Consider the following 17,978-nt stretch of genomic DNA (forward strand, 5'->3'; position numbering starts at 1 on the left):
GACGAATGCCTCTTCTTTTCAGCTTAAAAATGCGTAATATTGCCGCCTCAAAAATAGCGGATAGGTTAAAACTCCTAACCATTTTTTAAATAATATAGACAGAAAGCACATGCAGTTAAGCACTATGGAAAACGCGATGAATATCATCAGTATCTTAGGGTCATTTGTTTTGGCCATCTCCGGAACACTCACCGCCATGTCGAAGCGTTTTGATGCCTTTGGGGTGTTGATTATCGCCTTTGTTACGGCCGTGGGAGGTGGAACCATTCGCGACATGCTACTGACCGGACGTTCTGCATTTTGGATTGAGCAAACCGGCTACATCCATATCATCATGGTTGGAACCATCTTTACTGTTATATTTCGCTCGCGCCTGCTACATATCCACCGCCCGCTCGTATTTTTCGATGCCATTGGGCTGGCACTCTATACCATTACCGGAGTCCAAATTGGAATTGAATATGAATTAGCTGCCGTCAATTGTGTGATCCTGGGAACCATCACCGGAGTATTTGGAGGTATTTTACGCGATATTTTGACCAACGAAGTACCGGTAATCTTCAAGAAAGAAGTTTATGCCACGGTCTGTATCCTAGGCTCCATTTTCTACCTGTTGTTGCACCATTTGCATGTCATCAACCCCATTCTTCAAATTGTACCGGTACTGTTTATTATTATCCTGCGTTTGCTAGTCGTCCATTACAATATTTCACTTCCTTCTCTTTATCGTAACGAAGACAAAAAAGAACAGGAGAACTAAAATTGGTTTTGAACGACCAACAAACGAAAGCTTATTCTACGAGACTTGTTTTTCCTTTTACCTGAAAACGCCCGGTTACCGTTGTGGTTGTTGAGGCATCATTCATTCCCGAAAAGCCAGGTTGCTCACCACCAACCGATACGGAAAACCAGCCGGGTTCAATCACGCGCTGTTCTTTCTTATTGATCAGCGACAATTGTCTTGGATCGAGTGTAAAACTCACGGTCTTGGTTTCTCCCTTTTTCAGATGAATACGTTCAAATCCTTCCAATTGTTGGATAGGACGTGGTGTTGACGCATTTTCATCAGTCAGGTACAATTGAACTACCTCGTCACCATCCCTATCACCTATATTGGTAACCTCAACAGAAATATCAAGCGGTTCATTGGTCGAAATTTTCTCGGGCACCTGCAAGTTGGCATAGCTAAACGAGGTATAGCTTAAGCCATAACCAAAAGGAAAGAGTGGCTGATCGTTGAAATAACGGTAGGTGCGTCCTTCCATCTCATAGTTTTCAAAAGGAGGCAGCTGATCCACCGATTTATAATAGGTAACTGGCAGTCGCCCTGCAGGATTATAGTCGCCAAACAACACATCGGCTACAGCACTTCCACCTTGCTGCCCGGGGTAACCAGCAGTAAGAATAGCTGGCACATGTTCTGCCGCCCAATTTACTGATAAAGCACTTCCATTAATCAAGACCAACACCACCGGTTTTCCGGTTTTCATAATGGCTTGCATCAATTCAAGCTGCTCCTTTGGCAAATTCATATTGGTGCGGTCGCCGCCGGCAAACCCTTCAATATGAATAGGCATTTCTTCACCTTCCAGACGCTCGTTCAGGCCAAGTGCCAAAACCACCACATCCGATTTTTGGGCTGCCTCAACCGCTTCGTCCAACATGTTTTCCTGCGGAACAGCCCACAGCAAACGAGCTGTTGCATCCCCATAATAATTACGGTACTCAGCAACAATTTCATAACGTTCTCCGGCTTTCAGCTCCAACAAAACCGGATTGATTGCTGCATGATGTTCATGATTTCCACCGGTTACCTCGGTACCATTCACGGTAATCTTCATATACGGTTTTCCCCAATCGCTGAAATAGAAAAGCCCGTCTTTGGGAGCCACCACATAGCCCGACCAACGAATGCTGAACTGTCCAGTTTTCAGACGAGGATCTGGCGTTCCTATATCCCACGCAAAGTCAACGCGATCATCCACCCGCATATAAAGTGGATCACCCTCAAATTCGCTGTTCGCAAAATATTCTCCTGTCAATCCCTGCTCTCCATTCTTAGTTTGAAGATAAATGGAAGGAATCGGTTCCATAGCCGGAACACCTTCTGCCAGGTTCGATCCTTGTGCATACAGCACCTTTGTTTGAGGAGCAACCTTATTCTGAATTCCCTGCAAAACCGTAACCGGATGCGAAGGCACTCCATTGTAATTCCCCCACAACGACTGTACGTCATCAGCATTAGGTCCAATAACAGCAATGGTATTTAATGTTTTTGACAGTGGCAGCAAATCCTCATTCTTCAGCAAAACAATACTTGACTGAGCTGCTTCGCGCGCCAATTGATCGTGCGCCGGGTTGTCATTAATATCGTAAGGAATCTGAGCGTATTCCACCCGCTCTACCGGATCAAACATGCCCAGTTTTATCCGCGCTTTAAACAAACGCTTCACGGCAATGTCAATCGCATCCTCGGTCACCAGTCCTTTATCCATGGCTTCACCCAAGGCTTTGTAACTCACACCACAATTTAAATCACAACCTTCGGTTACAGCCATAGCTGCTGCCGAAGCCGCGTCTGGAACAATTTTATGAAACTGATAAAAATCGGAAATGGCCCAGCAGTCTGAAACGACATAGCCTTCAAATCCCCATTCTTTGCGCAAAATATCAAACAATTGCGGGCTGGCACAAGCTGGCTCACCGCGAAACCGATTGTAAGCTCCCATCACCGAATAAACGCCTCCATCGACTACCAAGGTGCGAAAGGCTGGCAGGTAAGTTTCTCGTAAGTCACGTTCGCTCACTTCGGCATTAAACTCATGACGAATAGGTTCGGGGCCCGAATGTACCGCATAGTGTTTGGCTGTAGCCACCACTTTCAGGTAATCCGAATCGCCTCCTTGCAGCCCCAGTACAAATTCTTTTCCCATTTGCCCGGTCAGGTATGGATCTTCGCCATATGTTTCATGGCCACGCCCCCATCGCGGATCGCGGAAAATATTGATATTAGGAGACCAAAATGTCAGTCCCTGGTAGATGCCTCGTTCCCCCTGACGCACAAATTCGTGGTGCTTAGCCCGTGCTTCGTCAGAAATAACTGAAGCCACTCGGTTCATCAACTGTTTGTCCCAGGAAGCGGCAATGGAGATCGATTGAGGAAACACAGTAGCGTAACCGGCTCGTGCCACGCCATGCAGGCTCTCGTTCCACCAGTTATATTTCGGAATCCCCAGGCGATCGATTGCCGGCGCTTCGTAAAGAAGCTGTTCAATTTTCTCTTCAACACTTAAACGAGAAACCAGGTCTTCAACTCGCTCATCGACCGCGAGGTCTGGATTTTGAAAAGGAAACTCATACTGAGCTGAAACCTGAATTAGTAGGCCTAAAACAAAGGCCAGAAGTAATGTTATTCGTTTCATAATTTGTTTATTTTAACTGGTCTGGTCTGGTCTGCAAATGTACAAGAATTTTCTAATAACTTAAACTCAATATCTATCTCAATAAATACGACACAGAGAAACGCTTTTTTTTCGCTAGATTCCTGCTCTACACCAAAGTCTGCTTGCTGAAAAAGCATCGCCCAATCTCCAATTTCCGGGTCCCCCGAACAGCTACAATAAATCGATCCATGCTAAGCTGACTTTAATTTCTTCAAAAATATTCCGGTTGAATGGTAAAAAAAGCTACTTTTGCTACTCGAAAACGAATTTAGTCGAATAACAGGAAAACATGAAAGAATATTTAATGGATGACACATTAGCTCTGGTTCCTCAATTTGATCAATGAAGTGACTTAATTATTAAAAAAAGTTGACTGTCAATTCATGCAGCCATATCAACAAAAACAAAGGATAATTACAAAGAATACTTATAACTAGAATAGAAGACAATTCACCAATAACAGTAGATTTTGAATGAACTCCGTAGAAGAAAGATGACAACAATTAAGAACCAAACACTCTAATTGCGATCAATCTCTCATCAAATAACAAGACGAATACACGAATATCGTTTTAATAACGACAACAAAAAGAAGTAGAAAATCCAAACAAAGAGATCAACATTTGAACACATCGAAATAGCGAACAATAAGAAGCAGTGAATACCCTAATCAAAAAATATAGACTCCCACTAATCATCGGGATTATAGCCCTTGCAATACTTTCTGTCTCACAGTTGGGCAAACTTACGATCAATCCAAAGCTGTCGCTTAAGAATATCCACTTGATTCTTGAATTAGAAACATTTGAACGAAAAGGCAAAAGCAAGACTAAAGGGTTGATTTTTTCGTATGCTGAATTTGATGACAAAAAGAAGATCCTCATTGAACTGATTGCTCCTAGAAATGTAGTGGAAACAAAAATATTAACGACAGATTACCCAAGCAAAAAAGGGATTATTGAAATTTATATGCCGGCAACCCGTCGGGTTCAAAAAATAAGGGCCAACCAGCGAAACATCAAGATTGTGGGAACGGAAATCCCCATCGAACAATTCAAATCAATGATTAGCCACGACTTTCAGTTCACTTTTCTTGAAAAAGCCTACCTAAAAGAAACCTATTGCCAGAGGATTAAAATTCAAAAACCTGATGAGAAAGAATATCGGATTGCCTTCGTTTCACTGGATAAAGAACAGCTAATGAGCATGGAGCAATATGACATTCAAGACAAATTGGTTGGAGTAACCGAATTTTCAGATTATATTGAGCTAAATAATTCAAATGCTAAATTTTTTCCGAAAATGATTCTTGTGAAAAATTTCAAAACAGGTAAAAGTTCAGACATGAAAGACCGTCAGGTAAAGCACCTCAGCCAAGTAAATATCGAAGATTTTAAACTTACTCCAACAAAGTCATAGGCTTATGGTCAGCTTTGATTTGTAACACAATCAAAAAAACGATGTTTTCACTGGAATACACTTTACGAGAAGCATAAACTATGATTTTTCATTCATCCATAGAGCCGGTTTATTTTTTATTACCCGTGATTGGTTTTGTCATTGGCCTTTTTGGAACCATGCTGGGAGGTGGCGGAGGCTTTTTCTTTCTTCCCATCCTCACCCTTTTAATTGGAGTTCCGGCGCAAACAGCAGTTATTACCTCACTAGTAGCCACGCTACCCATTTGCTTAGTAGGCACCTTGGGGCATTACCGTAAAACAAACATCGACTTTCGAATTGGTGCGCTGTTTTCACTTACCGGCATTTTGGGAGCCTTTCTTGGGGCAAGCATTACCGGGCTGATAAGTCCCGAGCAACTAAAAGCCAGCTTTGGGATTTATGCGGTACTGATTGCTGCCAACATGATTTTGGGCACTTTGAAGAAAAAAAGAATGTCGGATGAAGAATTGACAACCGAGAAAAACACAAGAATCGGAAAACAAGCCAAGGGATCGGTCTTTGGTTTTTTAGCCGGAATTATCACAGGCACCTTCGGAACCAGCGGAACAGCACCCGTGTTAGCCGGGCTTTTTTCGATGTATATCCCACTAAAACTGGTCATTGGCACTTCGCTGGTTGTGGTTTTAACCAATACCCTTTTTGCAATTGGAGCACACCTTCTAGTCGGGCAGATTGACCTGATGGTTGTTTATTTCCTGACTCCCGGATCGATTGTGGGCGCATTGCTTGGTCCTAAAATTTTATCCGAAGTAAAAACTGACAAATCCGAAAATAAGATCCGCTATTTATATGCCTTCGTGATGGTTGGAATTGGCATCCTAATGATTGTAGGCTAAAAAGATTAAATAACGTAAACATGATTCGAACAATTTACATCATAATCCTGATCTACTTCCTCTTAGGAGGTATCGGCTTCTATATGATCAATCGAAAGAAAGAGCCCAAAGTTGCCCGAAAAAGCTACACCAAGTTCATAACGTACTTTTTCATTATCAATAGTTTATTCTTCAGCATTATCATCAACCCAACCATTTTTCGCTACTTATCAGTGCTTATTATTGGCGCTGGTTTTCTTGAACTGTTCAAGCTCTTTCGGGAAACCGGCTTTCAACACAAAAGCTTCTTTTTGGCATCGGTGATTGTTTTCGCATTCCTCTCAATTGGGTTTTATTTCTTCAGCGGATTAGCTCAAGGATTGATCCTGTTTTCGTTTTTGGTTCTTTCCATTTTCGATAGTTTCAGCCAGATAACCGGCCAGCTTTGGGGACGAAAAAAGATTGCTCCGGAAATCAGCCCCAAAAAAACTTATGGAGGACTTATTGGCGGGGCACTTGTTGCCCTGGCTAGCAGCTTTTGGCTCGATAAACTTTATGCCGAAAACATTGCCCAGTCGCTTTTATTGGCTGCCGGCATTATCGTTTTTGCATTTACAGGAGATATTGCCGCTTCGTTTTACAAACGAAAATACAAACAAAAAGATTTTAGCAACTTGATTCCCGGGCATGGTGGTTTTCTCGACCGTTTCGATAGCCTCCTGGCTGGGGGCGCCTGGATTGCTGTGTGCATGTATCTATTGAAATTTTAATTATTTCGGAATCCTATGGGAAATATAATCGTACTATCATTTGTTTACTTAATTGGCATCATACTGCTGCTTGCATTCAATGAAATAAACTACCGAAGGTTTAAGTTAAAGGGAGAGATCACACGCAAATTTGCACATTTTACCGCCACGCTGGCTACAGTGCCATTTCCCTACATATTTCCTTCGCACTGGTATGTTTTGGTGTTGGCCCTACTATTTTTTGCAGCCCTGTTTATTACGCAATACAGCAAGCAGCTAAAATCAATTCATGATATTCAGCGAAAATCAGTCGGCAGCTACCTATTGCCACTTTCCATCTATGTAACATTTTTAATAGCCAACTTGATGGAAAATAAATTTATCTACATTCTGCCCATGCTGATTTTAGCCGTTTGCGACCCAATGGCAGCCATATTGGGAATGAACTTAAAAACTTATAACGGCAGAATAAAACTATTTGGGCGCAAACTCGACAAAACATGGCTTGGTTCGGGAGCATTTTTTGCCACCAGCCTTATTATTAGCTTAATTGCCCTGTACTTTCACTGGGAATTATTCAATTTAAAAACATTTTGGCTTGCCCTGACCATTGCCGTGGTCAGCACCCTGGCCGAACTAATCAGCTGGAGAGGTTCTGATAACCTTACTATTCCATTAAGTGTAGTACTTATATTGGTGCTGTTTATATAGAAAATCAAATTTTTATTGGAACTTAAATAAGATAGGACATCGCACAGGCGAGAAAGCGTTAAAAACAGACACATGAAGAAAATAATTATCAATGGAGCAAACGGTTATATAGCCGCAAATTTTATCAATAAGCTACTTTTACAGAACTATAAAATCATCGCTTTGGTGAGGACGAATAAAAAATTCACAGCACAGGAACGCATGCAATCAGCCTTGACTGAAATCAATAAGGGACAAAAAATTAATACACAAAACCTCGAGGTTTATGACTATGCGCTGGGCAATGAAAACTTCGCTCTTCAGGCAGAACAATTAAAAGAAATTTTTAGCAGTGAAGTAGACTATTTCCATTTTGCAGCCAGTTTAAAATACGACTCAAAATCAAAGGACGAAATCTTTACAACAAATCTTGATGGGCTTAAAAACTCGATCAAAGTCTATTCTACCTATGCCCAAAAAACTTCGCGCTTTGTTTTTATAAGTACCGCCTATTCCTGTGGGAAATTTGACGGTTTATTCAAAGAGAAATTTTACGACAACGAAGCTATTTCCAGCTTCAGAAACTATTACGAACAATCGAAGCGATTTGCCGAAAACATCCTGAAGAATGAAATCAAAACCAACGGCTTAAACGCCCGCATCATACGTCTCTCTCAGGTGATTGGAAACAACGAAACAGGAATAACAAACACCGACTATGGCATATTCGATTTTGCTAAACGAATACACAGTCTGGCCAGCCGACACCCCAACCACAAAGTACGAGTTCGTGTTGATCCGGAAGCCACGCAAAACCTGATTCCAATTGACACGGTGGTCAACTATCTTATCCGTACCGTGGAAGTTTACGACGCTCCGGTTATCATGAATTTCATTGCTAGAAAATCGACAAGAAACAGCCACATTATAGACAGTCTCAACAAGCTGCTTCCTATTCAACTGATCCCAACCAAAGATTTAAATCCCCAAGAGCTGACTGCACTGGAAAGAATCATATCCATAGGCATGTCGTTTACGGGAAGCTATACCGACATCAATATCTTATTCGACACAACAAATTTGGAAAAGCTGGGGTTATCAGCAGAAAATGAGGCCAATGAAGACTCCGTCTTTAGCATGCTGGAGTACTTTATTCAAAACCTATCAGAGAAGAAAGATAAAGCGACGGTTAAACCGCATACACGAAATGGCTGCACTTACCAAGCGCAAGCCTAAGCTGCGAAGCGTGATGGAACCTGCAATTACAAAAACGAATTAAAACAAACAGAAAATGAAACAACTCATAGTTAAAGGGGAAAATGTATTGAATGTTCCCAATCTCATTAGCCTTTACCGACTTCTGGTATTTCCGGTAATTTTATACATGGCCCTTGCCGGCATCGAAAGCTGGTTTGTAATCCTACTGTGCATCAGCTTGGTTAGCGATGTACTTGACGGCAATATTGCGCGCTATTTCAAACTGCAAACCAACTTTGGAGCAGCACTTGACAACCTAGCCGACATTTGCACCTACGCCATGGCACTGCTGGGCTTATTCCTCTTTAAATGGACCGAAATTGAATCGCACGCCTGGATTCTGTATTTATTCCTGGCGGTATTTGTTTTGAGCTACCTTGTTGCATTCTTCCGGTTTGGCAAAATTCCGGGGCTACACCTATACTCGGCTGTTTCGGCCGGATACGTTCAGAGTATCTTCTTTTTCATTCTGTTTGTCTTTGGTTTTTACCCCTGGATGTACTTCCTGGCAGTAGGCTGGGGTGTGGTAGCCTATACTGAGAAGATTTTTGTCTTACTGAAACTCGATGACATCAGAATAGGTGTAAAAGGACTTTATTGGTTGATGAAGGAAGGGGAATAGCACTAAAATGATAAGAATGTTGCATAAAGCCGTTATGGTCATACTCTTGATCATGAGTAGTTTTTATGCCCGAGGCATTGACATAACCGGGTATATACAGGACCAGAAGAGCAAAGAGCCGATCCCTTTTTCCAATGTGCTGATTAAAGGAACTACGCAAGGCACTATGGCCGATATGAATGGCTTTTTTAAGCTTTCGGCATCTGCCAGCGATACGCTCTACATCTCATCGGTCGGGTACTTTCCCAAAGAAATACTGATCAGTCAGATTGAGAACAATCATGTTGTGGTATTGCTGGAAGAGAATGTCCAGCAACTGAATTCCGTGACGATTCGCCCCGAAGTGCCGCGCGCCAAGGTGCTCTTTAACGAGATTCAGAAACACAAAAAAGAAAATCAGAAACAAGTGATGGAAGTTGCCAACTACAAAACCTTGTCGAATACAACGGTTTACGTAGCCATCGACACCAGTTCAAACATCACCAGTTTCATTAACAACCTGGAGGAAGTGACCGTTGGTGCAGAAAACCAGGAATTACGCTTCTCTCCCATTTACCTTTCTGAGGAAGCCCTAAGTGTTACAAACAACGACATTAGTACGGTCTACCAAAAAAAGGATGGGATCTTCCCCCAGCTCAACCAGTCAATTGAAAGCATAATCCTACTCAACATTGCTGTCGATTTAGACTTCTACAAAGATCAGGTGAATATTTTGGAACGGGGATTTATCTCACCGTTAAGCAATTCGGCCATGTCGTACTACAACATATATTTGAATGATAGTACGATCAAGGATGGTAAAAAATATTTCAACTTTTCATTTGCTCCCAAAAACAAGTTTAACCCGCTATTTTCAGGTCAGTTTGTGGTAGAAGATGGAAGCTTCGCCCTAACCGAAATTGATGCTTATATTGCCAAAGAAGCTAACCTCAACTTTGTGAATGGCTTTAGAAGTAATGTCAGCTATAAGCATACGCCTGGCGAAGGCTGGTTCTACGATCTGCAAGATATCCGGATCAACCTGGCACTATCGCTGAACAAAGACTCGCTGTCAACCTACAGCTCCAAGCGGGCCGACAACATTTCAAGCGGAAACTGGCTGATCAACAAATCGATTCACTACTCGACATCCACGCGCCTGAACACTATTGCTCCCAACCAGTGGAACAACCAGCCCGAATTTGAAGCCCACGAGTTGAATGCGGATTCATATTCCCGGGTCAGCAAGCTGAAGGATCAGAAAATTGTGAAAGGAATTGACGCCATTGGTGGCTTGGCTTTAACCGGCTTCCTGAATGCCGGCAAGTTGGATATCGGACCGGTATTTGATATTTACAGCACCAATACCATCGAAGGCAAACGCCTTACCCTGCCTTTCCGAACGAGTAACAAAATGTTCGAGCGCTTTTCGATAGGTGGTTTTTTAGGCTATGGGACCAAAAATAAGGCATTCAAGTATGGAGCAAACCTAATTTATCAGCCACAGGAAACAGATAAATTCCTTTTGCGGTTCAGCTATTTCAACGACTATTCGCTGATTACGCAGGATAAATACCTTCGTTTTATTAAAAAGAACCCTAACAATAAAGGCAACGGAAACTTTATTGCGGCGCTGACCACCAAAGAGCCGAATCCGTATTTAAAAGAAGAGCAAAGTTTTGAACTGCGTTTTGAATACAATGCTCCGAATGACATTCACCTGGAAGCAGCTCCGTACCTGTTGGAAAGTACAAAAACGCCCAATGTTCGTTTTATCCGTAATTCGATGGAATACAACAAGTACAAGAACTATGGACTATTATTCAATCTCCGGATTCCCTTTGGACAACATTACGACAAGTTCTACTTCGACAGGATTTACTACTCCACAACAACTCCGGTGGTTAATCTGAGCTGGGATATTGGCAAAACTTCGCTGCGCGGACAAGAAGACGAAAACCTGGGACTATATTCCCAGTTCCATGGATCAATTCAGGGGCGTGTAAACATGGGCCAAGTTTTTATGAGTTACATGCTGAATGGCGGTTATCTGATTGGAGATGCCCCCTATGACTTACTGGACCAGCCGGTGGGCTCTATGTCGTTGGGCTATGCCAAATACCGGTTCAACCTATTGCATCACGCATCATTCGCCCATAACCTTTACTCCAATACGCATTTACATTTCAACGGCGGCGGTATCCTGCTAAATAGAATTCCGCTGTTCAGAAGGTTAAAACTACGTGAGATTATCTCGTTTAAAGGTCATTACGGCAAATTAAATGATTCCTATCAAGGCGTATTCGATTTGCCCGACTATTACGCCAATGATCCAGGCAAGCCCTATGCCGAAATTGGCTTTGGCTTAACCAATATCTTTAAAGTATTAAGGGTCGAATACATTAGTCAACTAGGCTCAAACTATGCCGACACCGATTTCACCGACAGAAACGGCATCCGATTTCGGGCTGAAATGAGTTTTTAAAGCTTAATTTAGCGACACTGAAAGCCAAATGAACGAGCTTACGTAAAAATTAATAAATTTGCTAGTAGCAACCCTAGTCAAATGAAAAATCTGAAAGAAAAAGTCGTCTGGATAACAGGAGCCTCATCCGGAATAGGGGAAGCATTGGCATACGCCCTCGCCCGCGAAGGTGCTGCATTGATCCTGTCGGCGCGCAATAAAGAAAAACTGGAGGAAGTGAGAATCAACTGCCTTCAGCACACAGCTTCATGCCATGTTTTTCCCGTCGATCTTTCCAACATTCAACAGACCGAGGAAGTGGCTGGCACTGTTTTGGCACAAGTTGGCCGGGTAGATCTACTCATCAACAATGCCGGACAAAGCCAACGCTCACTAGCCCAAGAAACCCCGCTGAAAATCGATCGAGATATCATGGAGCTCAACTTTTTCAGCGTGGTAGCCCTGACCAAACGGGTGCTGCCCCACATGCTAAAAAATCAATCGGGTCACCTGGTTGTCATCAGCAGCATCTCCGGAAAGTTTGGGTTCCCCTGGCGAACAGCTTATACGGCATCGAAACACGCCGTACAGGGTTACTTCGAATCCTTAAGGGCTGAACTCAGTCTGGATAATATCCAAGTCACCATCGTTTCGCCAGGCCGAATAAAAACCAATATCTCGCTAAATGCCCTAACCCAAAACGGGCAAGCTTACAATAAGATGGATGAAGGCCAGGCCAATGGAATGGACGCCAACCTATGCGCGGCAAAAATTGTAAAAGCGATCAAAAAAAACCGTAAAGAGCTATTAGTCGGAAAAAAGGAACTCCTGATGGTTTACATCCGGCGTTTCATTCCGGTGCTATACTATAAAATCGTGACAAAAATTAAAAATTAGCAGAAATCAAACATGCTGAAAAAGATCGGATTATGAAGAAAAACATTTGCGGCATACAACAAGTTGGAATTGGAGTAAGAGATGCCAAAGCTTCCTGGAAGTGGTATCGCAAAGCGTTTGGAATGGATATTAACGTGTTTGAAGATACCGCTACAGCCAAGTTAATGCTCCATTATACCAACGGACAAGAGTGCGAACGATATGCTGCGCTGGCCATGAATATGGAAGGCGGTGGAGGATTCGAAATCTGGCAACACACCGGCATAGATCCAAAAGCTCCTGTTTTTGATGCACAGCTAGGCGATTGCGGAATATTTATCTGCAAGTTGAAATGCCGCGACATTCAAAAAGCATTTACGCATCATCAGGCCGAAGGACTCAACATCTTAGGCTCATTAAGCCACGATCCTCACGAAAACCGACATTATTATCTTCGCGATCCGTACAACAACCTTTTCGAAATTGTGGAAGACAAGCACTTTTTCATGAAGCAAAAGTCAATGACAGGCGGCGTAGCAGGCGTGGTTATTGGTGTTTCCGATATCGACAAGGCTAAAAAAGTCTATGCCGACATTCTTCAGTACGACCAAGTCGTTTATGACAAAACCGGCCAATTTGAAGATCTGGCAACCTTGCCTGGAGGAACCGAAAAATACCGGCGCACCCTACTGAAACACCAGCCGCGCACCGGCCCCTTCAGCCGATTGTTGGGACCGACACAAATTGAACTCATCCAGCCCGTGGATCGAACGCCCAAGAAAATTTTTCAAGATCGAATTTGGGGTGAACTCGGGTACATCCACCTGTGCTTCGACATTATGGGCATGGAGCTTCTACAAAAAGAATGCGAGCAAAAAGGCTTTTCCTTTACGGTTAATAGCGCCAACAGCTTTGACATGGGAACAGCTGCCGGCCACTTTTCTTACATTTCCGATCCGGATGGCACACCCATTGAATTTGTGGAAACACATAAACTTCCCATTATCGAAAAGCTGGGTTTGTTCATCAACCTCAAAGGACGCGACCCCAAAAAATCGCTTCCCGACTGGATGCTTAAAACCCTACGTTTTAGCCGAGTAAAAAACTAAGCATATAAACCATTGGCGATTCACCGATTCGTCAATGGTAACCCTATCTCTGACAGGAAACATTTTTGGTGCAAAAAGTTTTTTATTTCCTCAAACAATGCCTGGTCTTTAGATTTTATCGTATTTTTGCTACTAAAAAACCAAAATAGTCGAAACCAGATGACAGAAAAAGACGAACAAATAAAACACGAAATCTTAATTGAAGCACAGAAATTATTCCAGCAATTCGGGATGAGAAAAACAACCATGGATGAAATTGCTGCCGCCTGCGGAAAAGCTAAAAGCACGCTTTATCACTACTTTAAAAGCAAAGATGAGGTCTTTGAAGCCGTAATAAAAATGGAAATGATGAACCTTCGAAAACTGGTAAAAAGCAAGGTTGAAGAGCAGAAAGGAATGGTTGCTAAGATAAAGACTTACGTGATTGAGTTTCATAAAGAGGTTTCAAAAAAGGCGAACCTGTTTCGGCTGATGAAACAAGATTACACTTCGCTTGGCGTGTCCAGAAAACACTTTTTAAGCATGATGGAATTCGAGCAAGCCTACATCATTCGAATTTTAGAAGATGGCTACGATTCCGGTGAATACTCAACAAGCAACCGCGAAGACATTCCCTGGCTTAGCGAAATGTTCCTGTCTTCATTTTGCGGTATTGTACAATACAGCTTGGAAAAAGAGGGCTTTTACAATGAAGAAAAAATGATACGATTTGTTAATTTAATTACACCCAAAGTATTTAGCTAACTGACTAAAATTCCATTCATCCAGTACTTTCTGTTAAAATTGATTGGTTCGTGCAATCTCGATTTGCAACAACATGAAAAAGACTAATGCCGCCCGCATACTGGACTCCAATAAAATTGACTTTGAACTGGTACCTTACCCCGTGGATGAAAATGATCTGAGTGCGGTAACCCTCGCCCAAAAATTAGGACAAAACATCGAGCAAGTATTCAAAACACTGGTTCTTCGAGGAAATGCAACCGGCATTTTCATCGCCGTTATTCCGGGGCAGGCCGAAGTAAACCTGAAAAAGGCGGCACTGATTTCAGGTAACAAAAAAACGGAAATGATCGCTTTAAAAGAGCTGCTTCCGCTAACCGGCTACATTCGTGGGGGCTGCTCGCCTCTGGGCATGAAAAAACCCTACCCCATCTTTATTCATGAAAGCTGCCGGCAACATGACTTTATTTATGTGAGCGCCGGCAAACGTGGCCTTCAACTCAAGCTACATCCCAACGATCTGATAACTGCCACCCAGGCTGAAGTGTGCAATTTAATCTGAATCTTTAAAATTCGCCCTAACTTGCATTAGCTTGTTTTTCGATAACGCCAGATAGACAAGCCCAAAAAGGAAGTTCCAATAATCAGCAGCGAAACAAATTCCTGCCATAAATCAAAAAAGCCGGACCCCTTTAAAACCACCATTCGCATAATGCGCATAAAATAATAAATCGGATTGATGCGATCGAGCCACTGCGCCCACTTCGGCATGCTCTCAACCGGCGTAAAAATACCACCCATCAAAATAAAGATCATCATAAAAAAGAAAGTCACAAACATGACCTGCTGCTGTGTTTCCGTTACGGTGGAAATAAACAGCCCCAGCCCCAACACGCCCACCAGATAAAGGGCAGCAAAACCAAACAACAAAGGAAGACTTCCGACAATAGGCAGGTTGAAAACAAGCCGGGCAATCAATAAACCAAAAGCAAGGTCGAACAAAGCAATTACCAGAAAAGGCAGCAGCTTACCCAAAATAAACTGATATTTTTTGATCGGTGTCACATTCAACTGCTCAATGGTTCCCATTTCCTTTTCACGCACCAGATTCATCCCCGATAAAAACATGCCAATAATGGTGACCAGAATCGCCAGAATACCAGGCGCCATATACCATTTATAATCCAGCTCCGGATTGAACCAATACGTATCTTTCAACCGGACTTGCATGGGCGGATTAAACTCCGGCAGGCTTTTCCATTCGGCAATAATTTCGCGGTTAAAACCTGTAAAAATCCCACGAGCGTAAGAATAAATCAGCGAAGCTTTGTTGCCATCAATGGCATTGATCAGCAATTCAACCTTGGCTTCATCCTCCCGAACCAGTGCCCGCTCAAAATCCTGCGGGATGATCAGCACAAAATCGGCAGCTTCTTTCTTGAAGCTGTTTTCAGCATCCGTCACATCAAAAGAAGCATCGTAGATCCGGAAAAATGGCGACGCTTCAAACTTTGCCACCAGCTCACGCGAAATTTCCGACTGGTCTTGATTGACAAGGTAAAGATCAACATTTTTCAGGTCGTACGTGGCTGCAAAAACAAGCACCAGCATTTGCACCAGCGGCAGCACAAAAATCATAGGCAACATGGTTTTATTTCGAAAAACCTGAATAAATTCTTTCTGAAGAATATAGCGTAAAGTTCTCATAACTCAATTCTTGAAGGCTGTTAAAAATAATTGAAAGTTCTTGAAGCCAATCGCCTCCCGGCATCTTCCCTGGTATTGAACTGTTTTTTTCTCATTCTAATCGTTATTTCTTCGTTGATCTACAGTTTTATTCCAACCGCGTTTTAAATTTCTTCACGGCAATGGCAGTAAACACAACGGCCATGCCCAGCAGAATCAAAGTTTCCTTCCACACATACGCGAAACCAGTTCCTTTCAGCATCACATTTTTTAAAATGACAATAAACCAGCGCGGTGGCATCAGGTGCGAAATGATTTGCAAAGGCATGGGCATGTTTTCAATCGGGAAAATAAATCCCGACAGCAAAATAGTGGGTAACATCAACGCAATCATGGAAATAAACATGGCAACCATCTGGTTTTTAGAAACGGTAGAAATAAGAATCCCCAGACACAGCGCCATCAGAATAAACAGAATGCTTTCGGCCATGAGCAACACCCAGCTACCTGCAATGGGCACCCCAAATACCCAATGACCAATCAGCAATATAACAAACGCGTTGATAATGGATAAGCCCAGGTAAGGCGCCACTTTACCCAAAATAATTTGCACCGGACGTAAAGGCGAAATCAATAAAATTTCCATGGTTCCCAACTCCTTTTCGCGGGTGATGGAAATGGAAGTCATCATGGCTGAAATCAACATTAGAATCATAGCCATAATGCCCGGCACAAACATATACACCGACCGCAGCCCTTCGTTGTAAAACATGCGTACTTCCGGCTCCAGTTGCATCGGAAGCTTCAGTTCACCCATCTCCTTCAGGATATAATCGTTGATGATTCCAGAAGTATAACTGGCCAACAGCTTCCCAATATTGGGGTCAGACGCATCGGCAATCACCTGCACATTGGCCTTTCCTTCCTTCTCCAGAGTTTGTGCGAAATTGGGTTCAAACACCAACACTTCCTTCACTTTCCCCTTTCTGAAAATAGCTTCCACATCTTCGGTACTTTCCAGGTATTGATCCAGAATGAAATAGCCCGAAGAAAGCAGCTTGGCGGTAATTTCCTGAGTCACCTCATCTTTCGACTGGTCGTAAATAGCCAGGTGCGCATCCTTAATTTCGTTGGTGATGACCGTTCCAAACAGCATCAGCTGGGCAATCGGTATTCCAAACAAAATAATCATGGTTCGCACATCCCGAAAAATGTGGAAAAACTCCTTTTTAACAAATCCCCAAAAACGTTTCATACTATCGTTTCAAAATTGCTCATTTCTTTCTTACTCCCCATTTTGAGCGCCACGCGCCAACTTCAGGAAAACGCCGTTCATATCTTCCGATTGAAATTGTTGTTTCAATTTTTCAGGCGTATCCAGGGCAGCAATCCGGCCATCCACCATAATGGAAACCCGATCGCAATATTCAGCTTCGTCCATGTAATGAGTGGTTACAAAAATGGTTTTTCCTTCCGCTGCCGCTTCGTAAATAAAATCCCAAAACTGGCGTCGGGTAATCGGGTCGACACCTCCGGTTGGTTCATCCAGAAAAATAATCTTTGGATTGTGCAGCAAGGCTACCGAGAAGGCCAATTTTTGTTTCCAGCCCAGCGGCAGCGAGGCAATAAGCTTATCCCGCGCATCCTCCAACTGCAGCTTTTGCAGCAATACCCGTTCTTTCTCTTTTCGCTGTTTGACCGAAATGCCGTAGATCCCCGCATAAAACCGAATGTTTTCGGCAACAGTCATGTCCTCGTACAAAGAAAACTTTTGGCTCATGTAGCCAATGTTTCGCTTGATCTGCTCGGCTTGCCTGTACACGTCAAAACCACCCACCGACAATTTGCCGGAGGTTGGACTGGACAAGCCGCACAAAATGCGCATAGCTGTTGTTTTACCGGCTCCGTTGGCTCCCAAAAAGCCAAAGACTTCGCCTCGATAGACCTCGAAGTTCAAATGGTCATTCGCCACAAAACTGCCGAACTTTTTGACCAGACTACGAACCTCAATTACCTTCTCTCTGGCGCTGACTGCTGCATCCCCTACCTTCGTATTTATAGGCTCAATTTTCATCAATTCTTTGTTTAATAAACCATTCAAGCA

General features: G+C 42.9%; 16 protein-coding genes. 12 read left to right on the plus strand and 4 right to left on the minus strand.

Going from position 1 to position 17,978, the window contains the following annotated elements; genetic code table 11:
* Nucleotides 1-109: 109 nt before the first annotated feature.
* Complete coding sequence (locus ACUNWA_RS04275; protein ID WP_445590644.1) at nucleotides 110-760, plus strand: trimeric intracellular cation channel family protein; 651 nt, start codon at nucleotides 110-112, stop codon at nucleotides 758-760.
* Between the two features lie 31 nt (nucleotides 761-791).
* On the opposite strand, the gene ACUNWA_RS04280 is transcribed toward ACUNWA_RS04275, so the two are convergent.
* Nucleotides 792-3,422, minus strand: coding sequence for a glycoside hydrolase family 3 C-terminal domain-containing protein (locus ACUNWA_RS04280; RefSeq protein ID WP_445590645.1), 2,631 nt, complete (start codon nucleotides 3,420-3,422; stop codon nucleotides 792-794).
* Nucleotides 3,423-4,226: 804 nt separating this feature from the next.
* Between ACUNWA_RS04280 and ACUNWA_RS04285 the strand changes: the two genes are divergently transcribed.
* The 11 genes from ACUNWA_RS04285 (at nucleotide 4,227) to ybaK (ending at nucleotide 14,750) form a co-directional block, all read left to right on the plus strand.
* Entirely contained in the window at nucleotides 4,227-4,862 is a 636-nt protein-coding gene (locus ACUNWA_RS04285; protein ID WP_445590646.1) for an outer membrane lipoprotein-sorting protein, read from the plus strand.
* Nucleotides 4,863-4,942: 80 nt separating this feature from the next.
* On the plus strand, nucleotides 4,943-5,740 hold the full coding sequence (locus ACUNWA_RS04290; protein WP_445590647.1) for a sulfite exporter TauE/SafE family protein: 798 nt from the start codon (nucleotides 4,943-4,945) through the stop codon (nucleotides 5,738-5,740).
* A 20-nt stretch (nucleotides 5,741-5,760) separates the two neighbouring features.
* Complete coding sequence (locus ACUNWA_RS04295) at nucleotides 5,761-6,489, plus strand: phosphatidate cytidylyltransferase (RefSeq protein ID WP_445590648.1); 729 nt, start codon at nucleotides 5,761-5,763, stop codon at nucleotides 6,487-6,489.
* A 15-nt stretch (nucleotides 6,490-6,504) separates the two neighbouring features.
* On the plus strand, nucleotides 6,505-7,179 hold the full coding sequence (locus ACUNWA_RS04300; RefSeq protein ID WP_445590649.1) for a diacylglycerol/polyprenol kinase family protein: 675 nt from the start codon (nucleotides 6,505-6,507) through the stop codon (nucleotides 7,177-7,179).
* Between the two features lie 72 nt (nucleotides 7,180-7,251).
* The gene (locus tag ACUNWA_RS04305) at nucleotides 7,252-8,394 is read left to right on the plus strand and encodes an SDR family oxidoreductase (RefSeq protein WP_445590650.1); all 1,143 of its coding nucleotides are present in this window, start codon (nucleotides 7,252-7,254) and stop codon (nucleotides 8,392-8,394) included.
* Between the two features lie 55 nt (nucleotides 8,395-8,449).
* A complete protein-coding gene (locus ACUNWA_RS04310; protein ID WP_445590651.1) occupies nucleotides 8,450-9,037 on the plus strand; it encodes a CDP-alcohol phosphatidyltransferase family protein in 588 nt (195 codons plus the stop codon).
* 16 nt (nucleotides 9,038-9,053) lie between these two features.
* The gene (locus ACUNWA_RS04315; protein ID WP_445590652.1) at nucleotides 9,054-11,501 is read left to right on the plus strand and encodes a DUF5686 family protein; all 2,448 of its coding nucleotides are present in this window, start codon (nucleotides 9,054-9,056) and stop codon (nucleotides 11,499-11,501) included.
* An 81-nt stretch (nucleotides 11,502-11,582) separates the two neighbouring features.
* On the plus strand, nucleotides 11,583-12,377 hold the full coding sequence (locus tag ACUNWA_RS04320; protein ID WP_445590653.1) for an SDR family oxidoreductase: 795 nt from the start codon (nucleotides 11,583-11,585) through the stop codon (nucleotides 12,375-12,377).
* A 32-nt stretch (nucleotides 12,378-12,409) separates the two neighbouring features.
* Nucleotides 12,410-13,465, plus strand: a complete 1,056-nt coding sequence (locus ACUNWA_RS04325; protein ID WP_445590654.1) for a VOC family protein — start codon at nucleotides 12,410-12,412, stop codon at nucleotides 13,463-13,465.
* A gap of 159 nt (nucleotides 13,466-13,624) precedes the next feature.
* Complete coding sequence (locus ACUNWA_RS04330) at nucleotides 13,625-14,209, plus strand: TetR/AcrR family transcriptional regulator (RefSeq protein WP_445590655.1); 585 nt, start codon at nucleotides 13,625-13,627, stop codon at nucleotides 14,207-14,209.
* A 73-nt stretch (nucleotides 14,210-14,282) separates the two neighbouring features.
* Nucleotides 14,283-14,750 (plus strand): Cys-tRNA(Pro) deacylase, encoded by a 468-nt coding sequence (gene ybaK, locus ACUNWA_RS04335; RefSeq protein WP_445590656.1) that lies wholly within the window; start codon nucleotides 14,283-14,285, stop codon nucleotides 14,748-14,750.
* Nucleotides 14,751-14,776: 26 nt separating this feature from the next.
* Here the strand turns inward: ybaK and ACUNWA_RS04340 are convergent, their stop codons facing one another.
* The 3 genes from ACUNWA_RS04340 to ACUNWA_RS04350 form a co-directional block, all read right to left on the minus strand.
* Nucleotides 14,777-15,895, minus strand: coding sequence for an ABC transporter permease (locus ACUNWA_RS04340; protein WP_445590657.1), 1,119 nt, complete (start codon nucleotides 15,893-15,895; stop codon nucleotides 14,777-14,779).
* 127 nt (nucleotides 15,896-16,022) lie between these two features.
* A complete protein-coding gene (locus tag ACUNWA_RS04345) occupies nucleotides 16,023-17,129 on the minus strand; it encodes an ABC transporter permease (RefSeq protein WP_445590658.1) in 1,107 nt (368 codons plus the stop codon).
* A 30-nt stretch (nucleotides 17,130-17,159) separates the two neighbouring features.
* Entirely contained in the window at nucleotides 17,160-17,948 is a 789-nt protein-coding gene (locus ACUNWA_RS04350; protein ID WP_445590659.1) for an ABC transporter ATP-binding protein, read from the minus strand.
* Nucleotides 17,949-17,978: the final 30 nt, after the last annotated feature.

The organism is Sunxiuqinia sp. sy24 (assembly GCF_052677165.1).

Excerpts from the sequence above, each read along its gene's own strand:
- ACUNWA_RS04275 (WP_445590644.1), top strand. The coding sequence starts at position 110 with ATGCAGTTAAGCACTATGGAAAACGCGATGAATATCATCAGTATCTTA.
- ACUNWA_RS04280 (WP_445590645.1), bottom strand. The coding sequence starts at position 3,422 with ATGAAACGAATAACATTACTTCTGGCCTTTGTTTTAGGCCTACTAATT.
- ACUNWA_RS04290 (WP_445590647.1), top strand. The coding sequence starts at position 4,943 with ATGATTTTTCATTCATCCATAGAGCCGGTTTATTTTTTATTACCCGTG.
- ACUNWA_RS04295 (WP_445590648.1), top strand. The coding sequence starts at position 5,761 with ATGATTCGAACAATTTACATCATAATCCTGATCTACTTCCTCTTAGGA.
- ACUNWA_RS04300 (WP_445590649.1), top strand. The coding sequence starts at position 6,505 with ATGGGAAATATAATCGTACTATCATTTGTTTACTTAATTGGCATCATA.
- ACUNWA_RS04305 (WP_445590650.1), top strand. The coding sequence starts at position 7,252 with ATGAAGAAAATAATTATCAATGGAGCAAACGGTTATATAGCCGCAAAT.
- ACUNWA_RS04310 (WP_445590651.1), top strand. The coding sequence starts at position 8,450 with ATGAAACAACTCATAGTTAAAGGGGAAAATGTATTGAATGTTCCCAAT.
- ACUNWA_RS04315 (WP_445590652.1), top strand. The coding sequence starts at position 9,054 with ATGTTGCATAAAGCCGTTATGGTCATACTCTTGATCATGAGTAGTTTT.
- ACUNWA_RS04320 (WP_445590653.1), top strand. The coding sequence starts at position 11,583 with ATGAAAAATCTGAAAGAAAAAGTCGTCTGGATAACAGGAGCCTCATCC.
- ACUNWA_RS04325 (WP_445590654.1), top strand. The coding sequence starts at position 12,410 with ATGAAGAAAAACATTTGCGGCATACAACAAGTTGGAATTGGAGTAAGA.
- ACUNWA_RS04330 (WP_445590655.1), top strand. The coding sequence starts at position 13,625 with ATGACAGAAAAAGACGAACAAATAAAACACGAAATCTTAATTGAAGCA.
- ybaK (WP_445590656.1), top strand. The coding sequence starts at position 14,283 with ATGAAAAAGACTAATGCCGCCCGCATACTGGACTCCAATAAAATTGAC.
- ACUNWA_RS04340 (WP_445590657.1), bottom strand. The coding sequence starts at position 15,895 with ATGAGAACTTTACGCTATATTCTTCAGAAAGAATTTATTCAGGTTTTT.
- ACUNWA_RS04345 (WP_445590658.1), bottom strand. The coding sequence starts at position 17,129 with ATGAAACGTTTTTGGGGATTTGTTAAAAAGGAGTTTTTCCACATTTTT.
- ACUNWA_RS04350 (WP_445590659.1), bottom strand. The coding sequence starts at position 17,948 with ATGAAAATTGAGCCTATAAATACGAAGGTAGGGGATGCAGCAGTCAGC.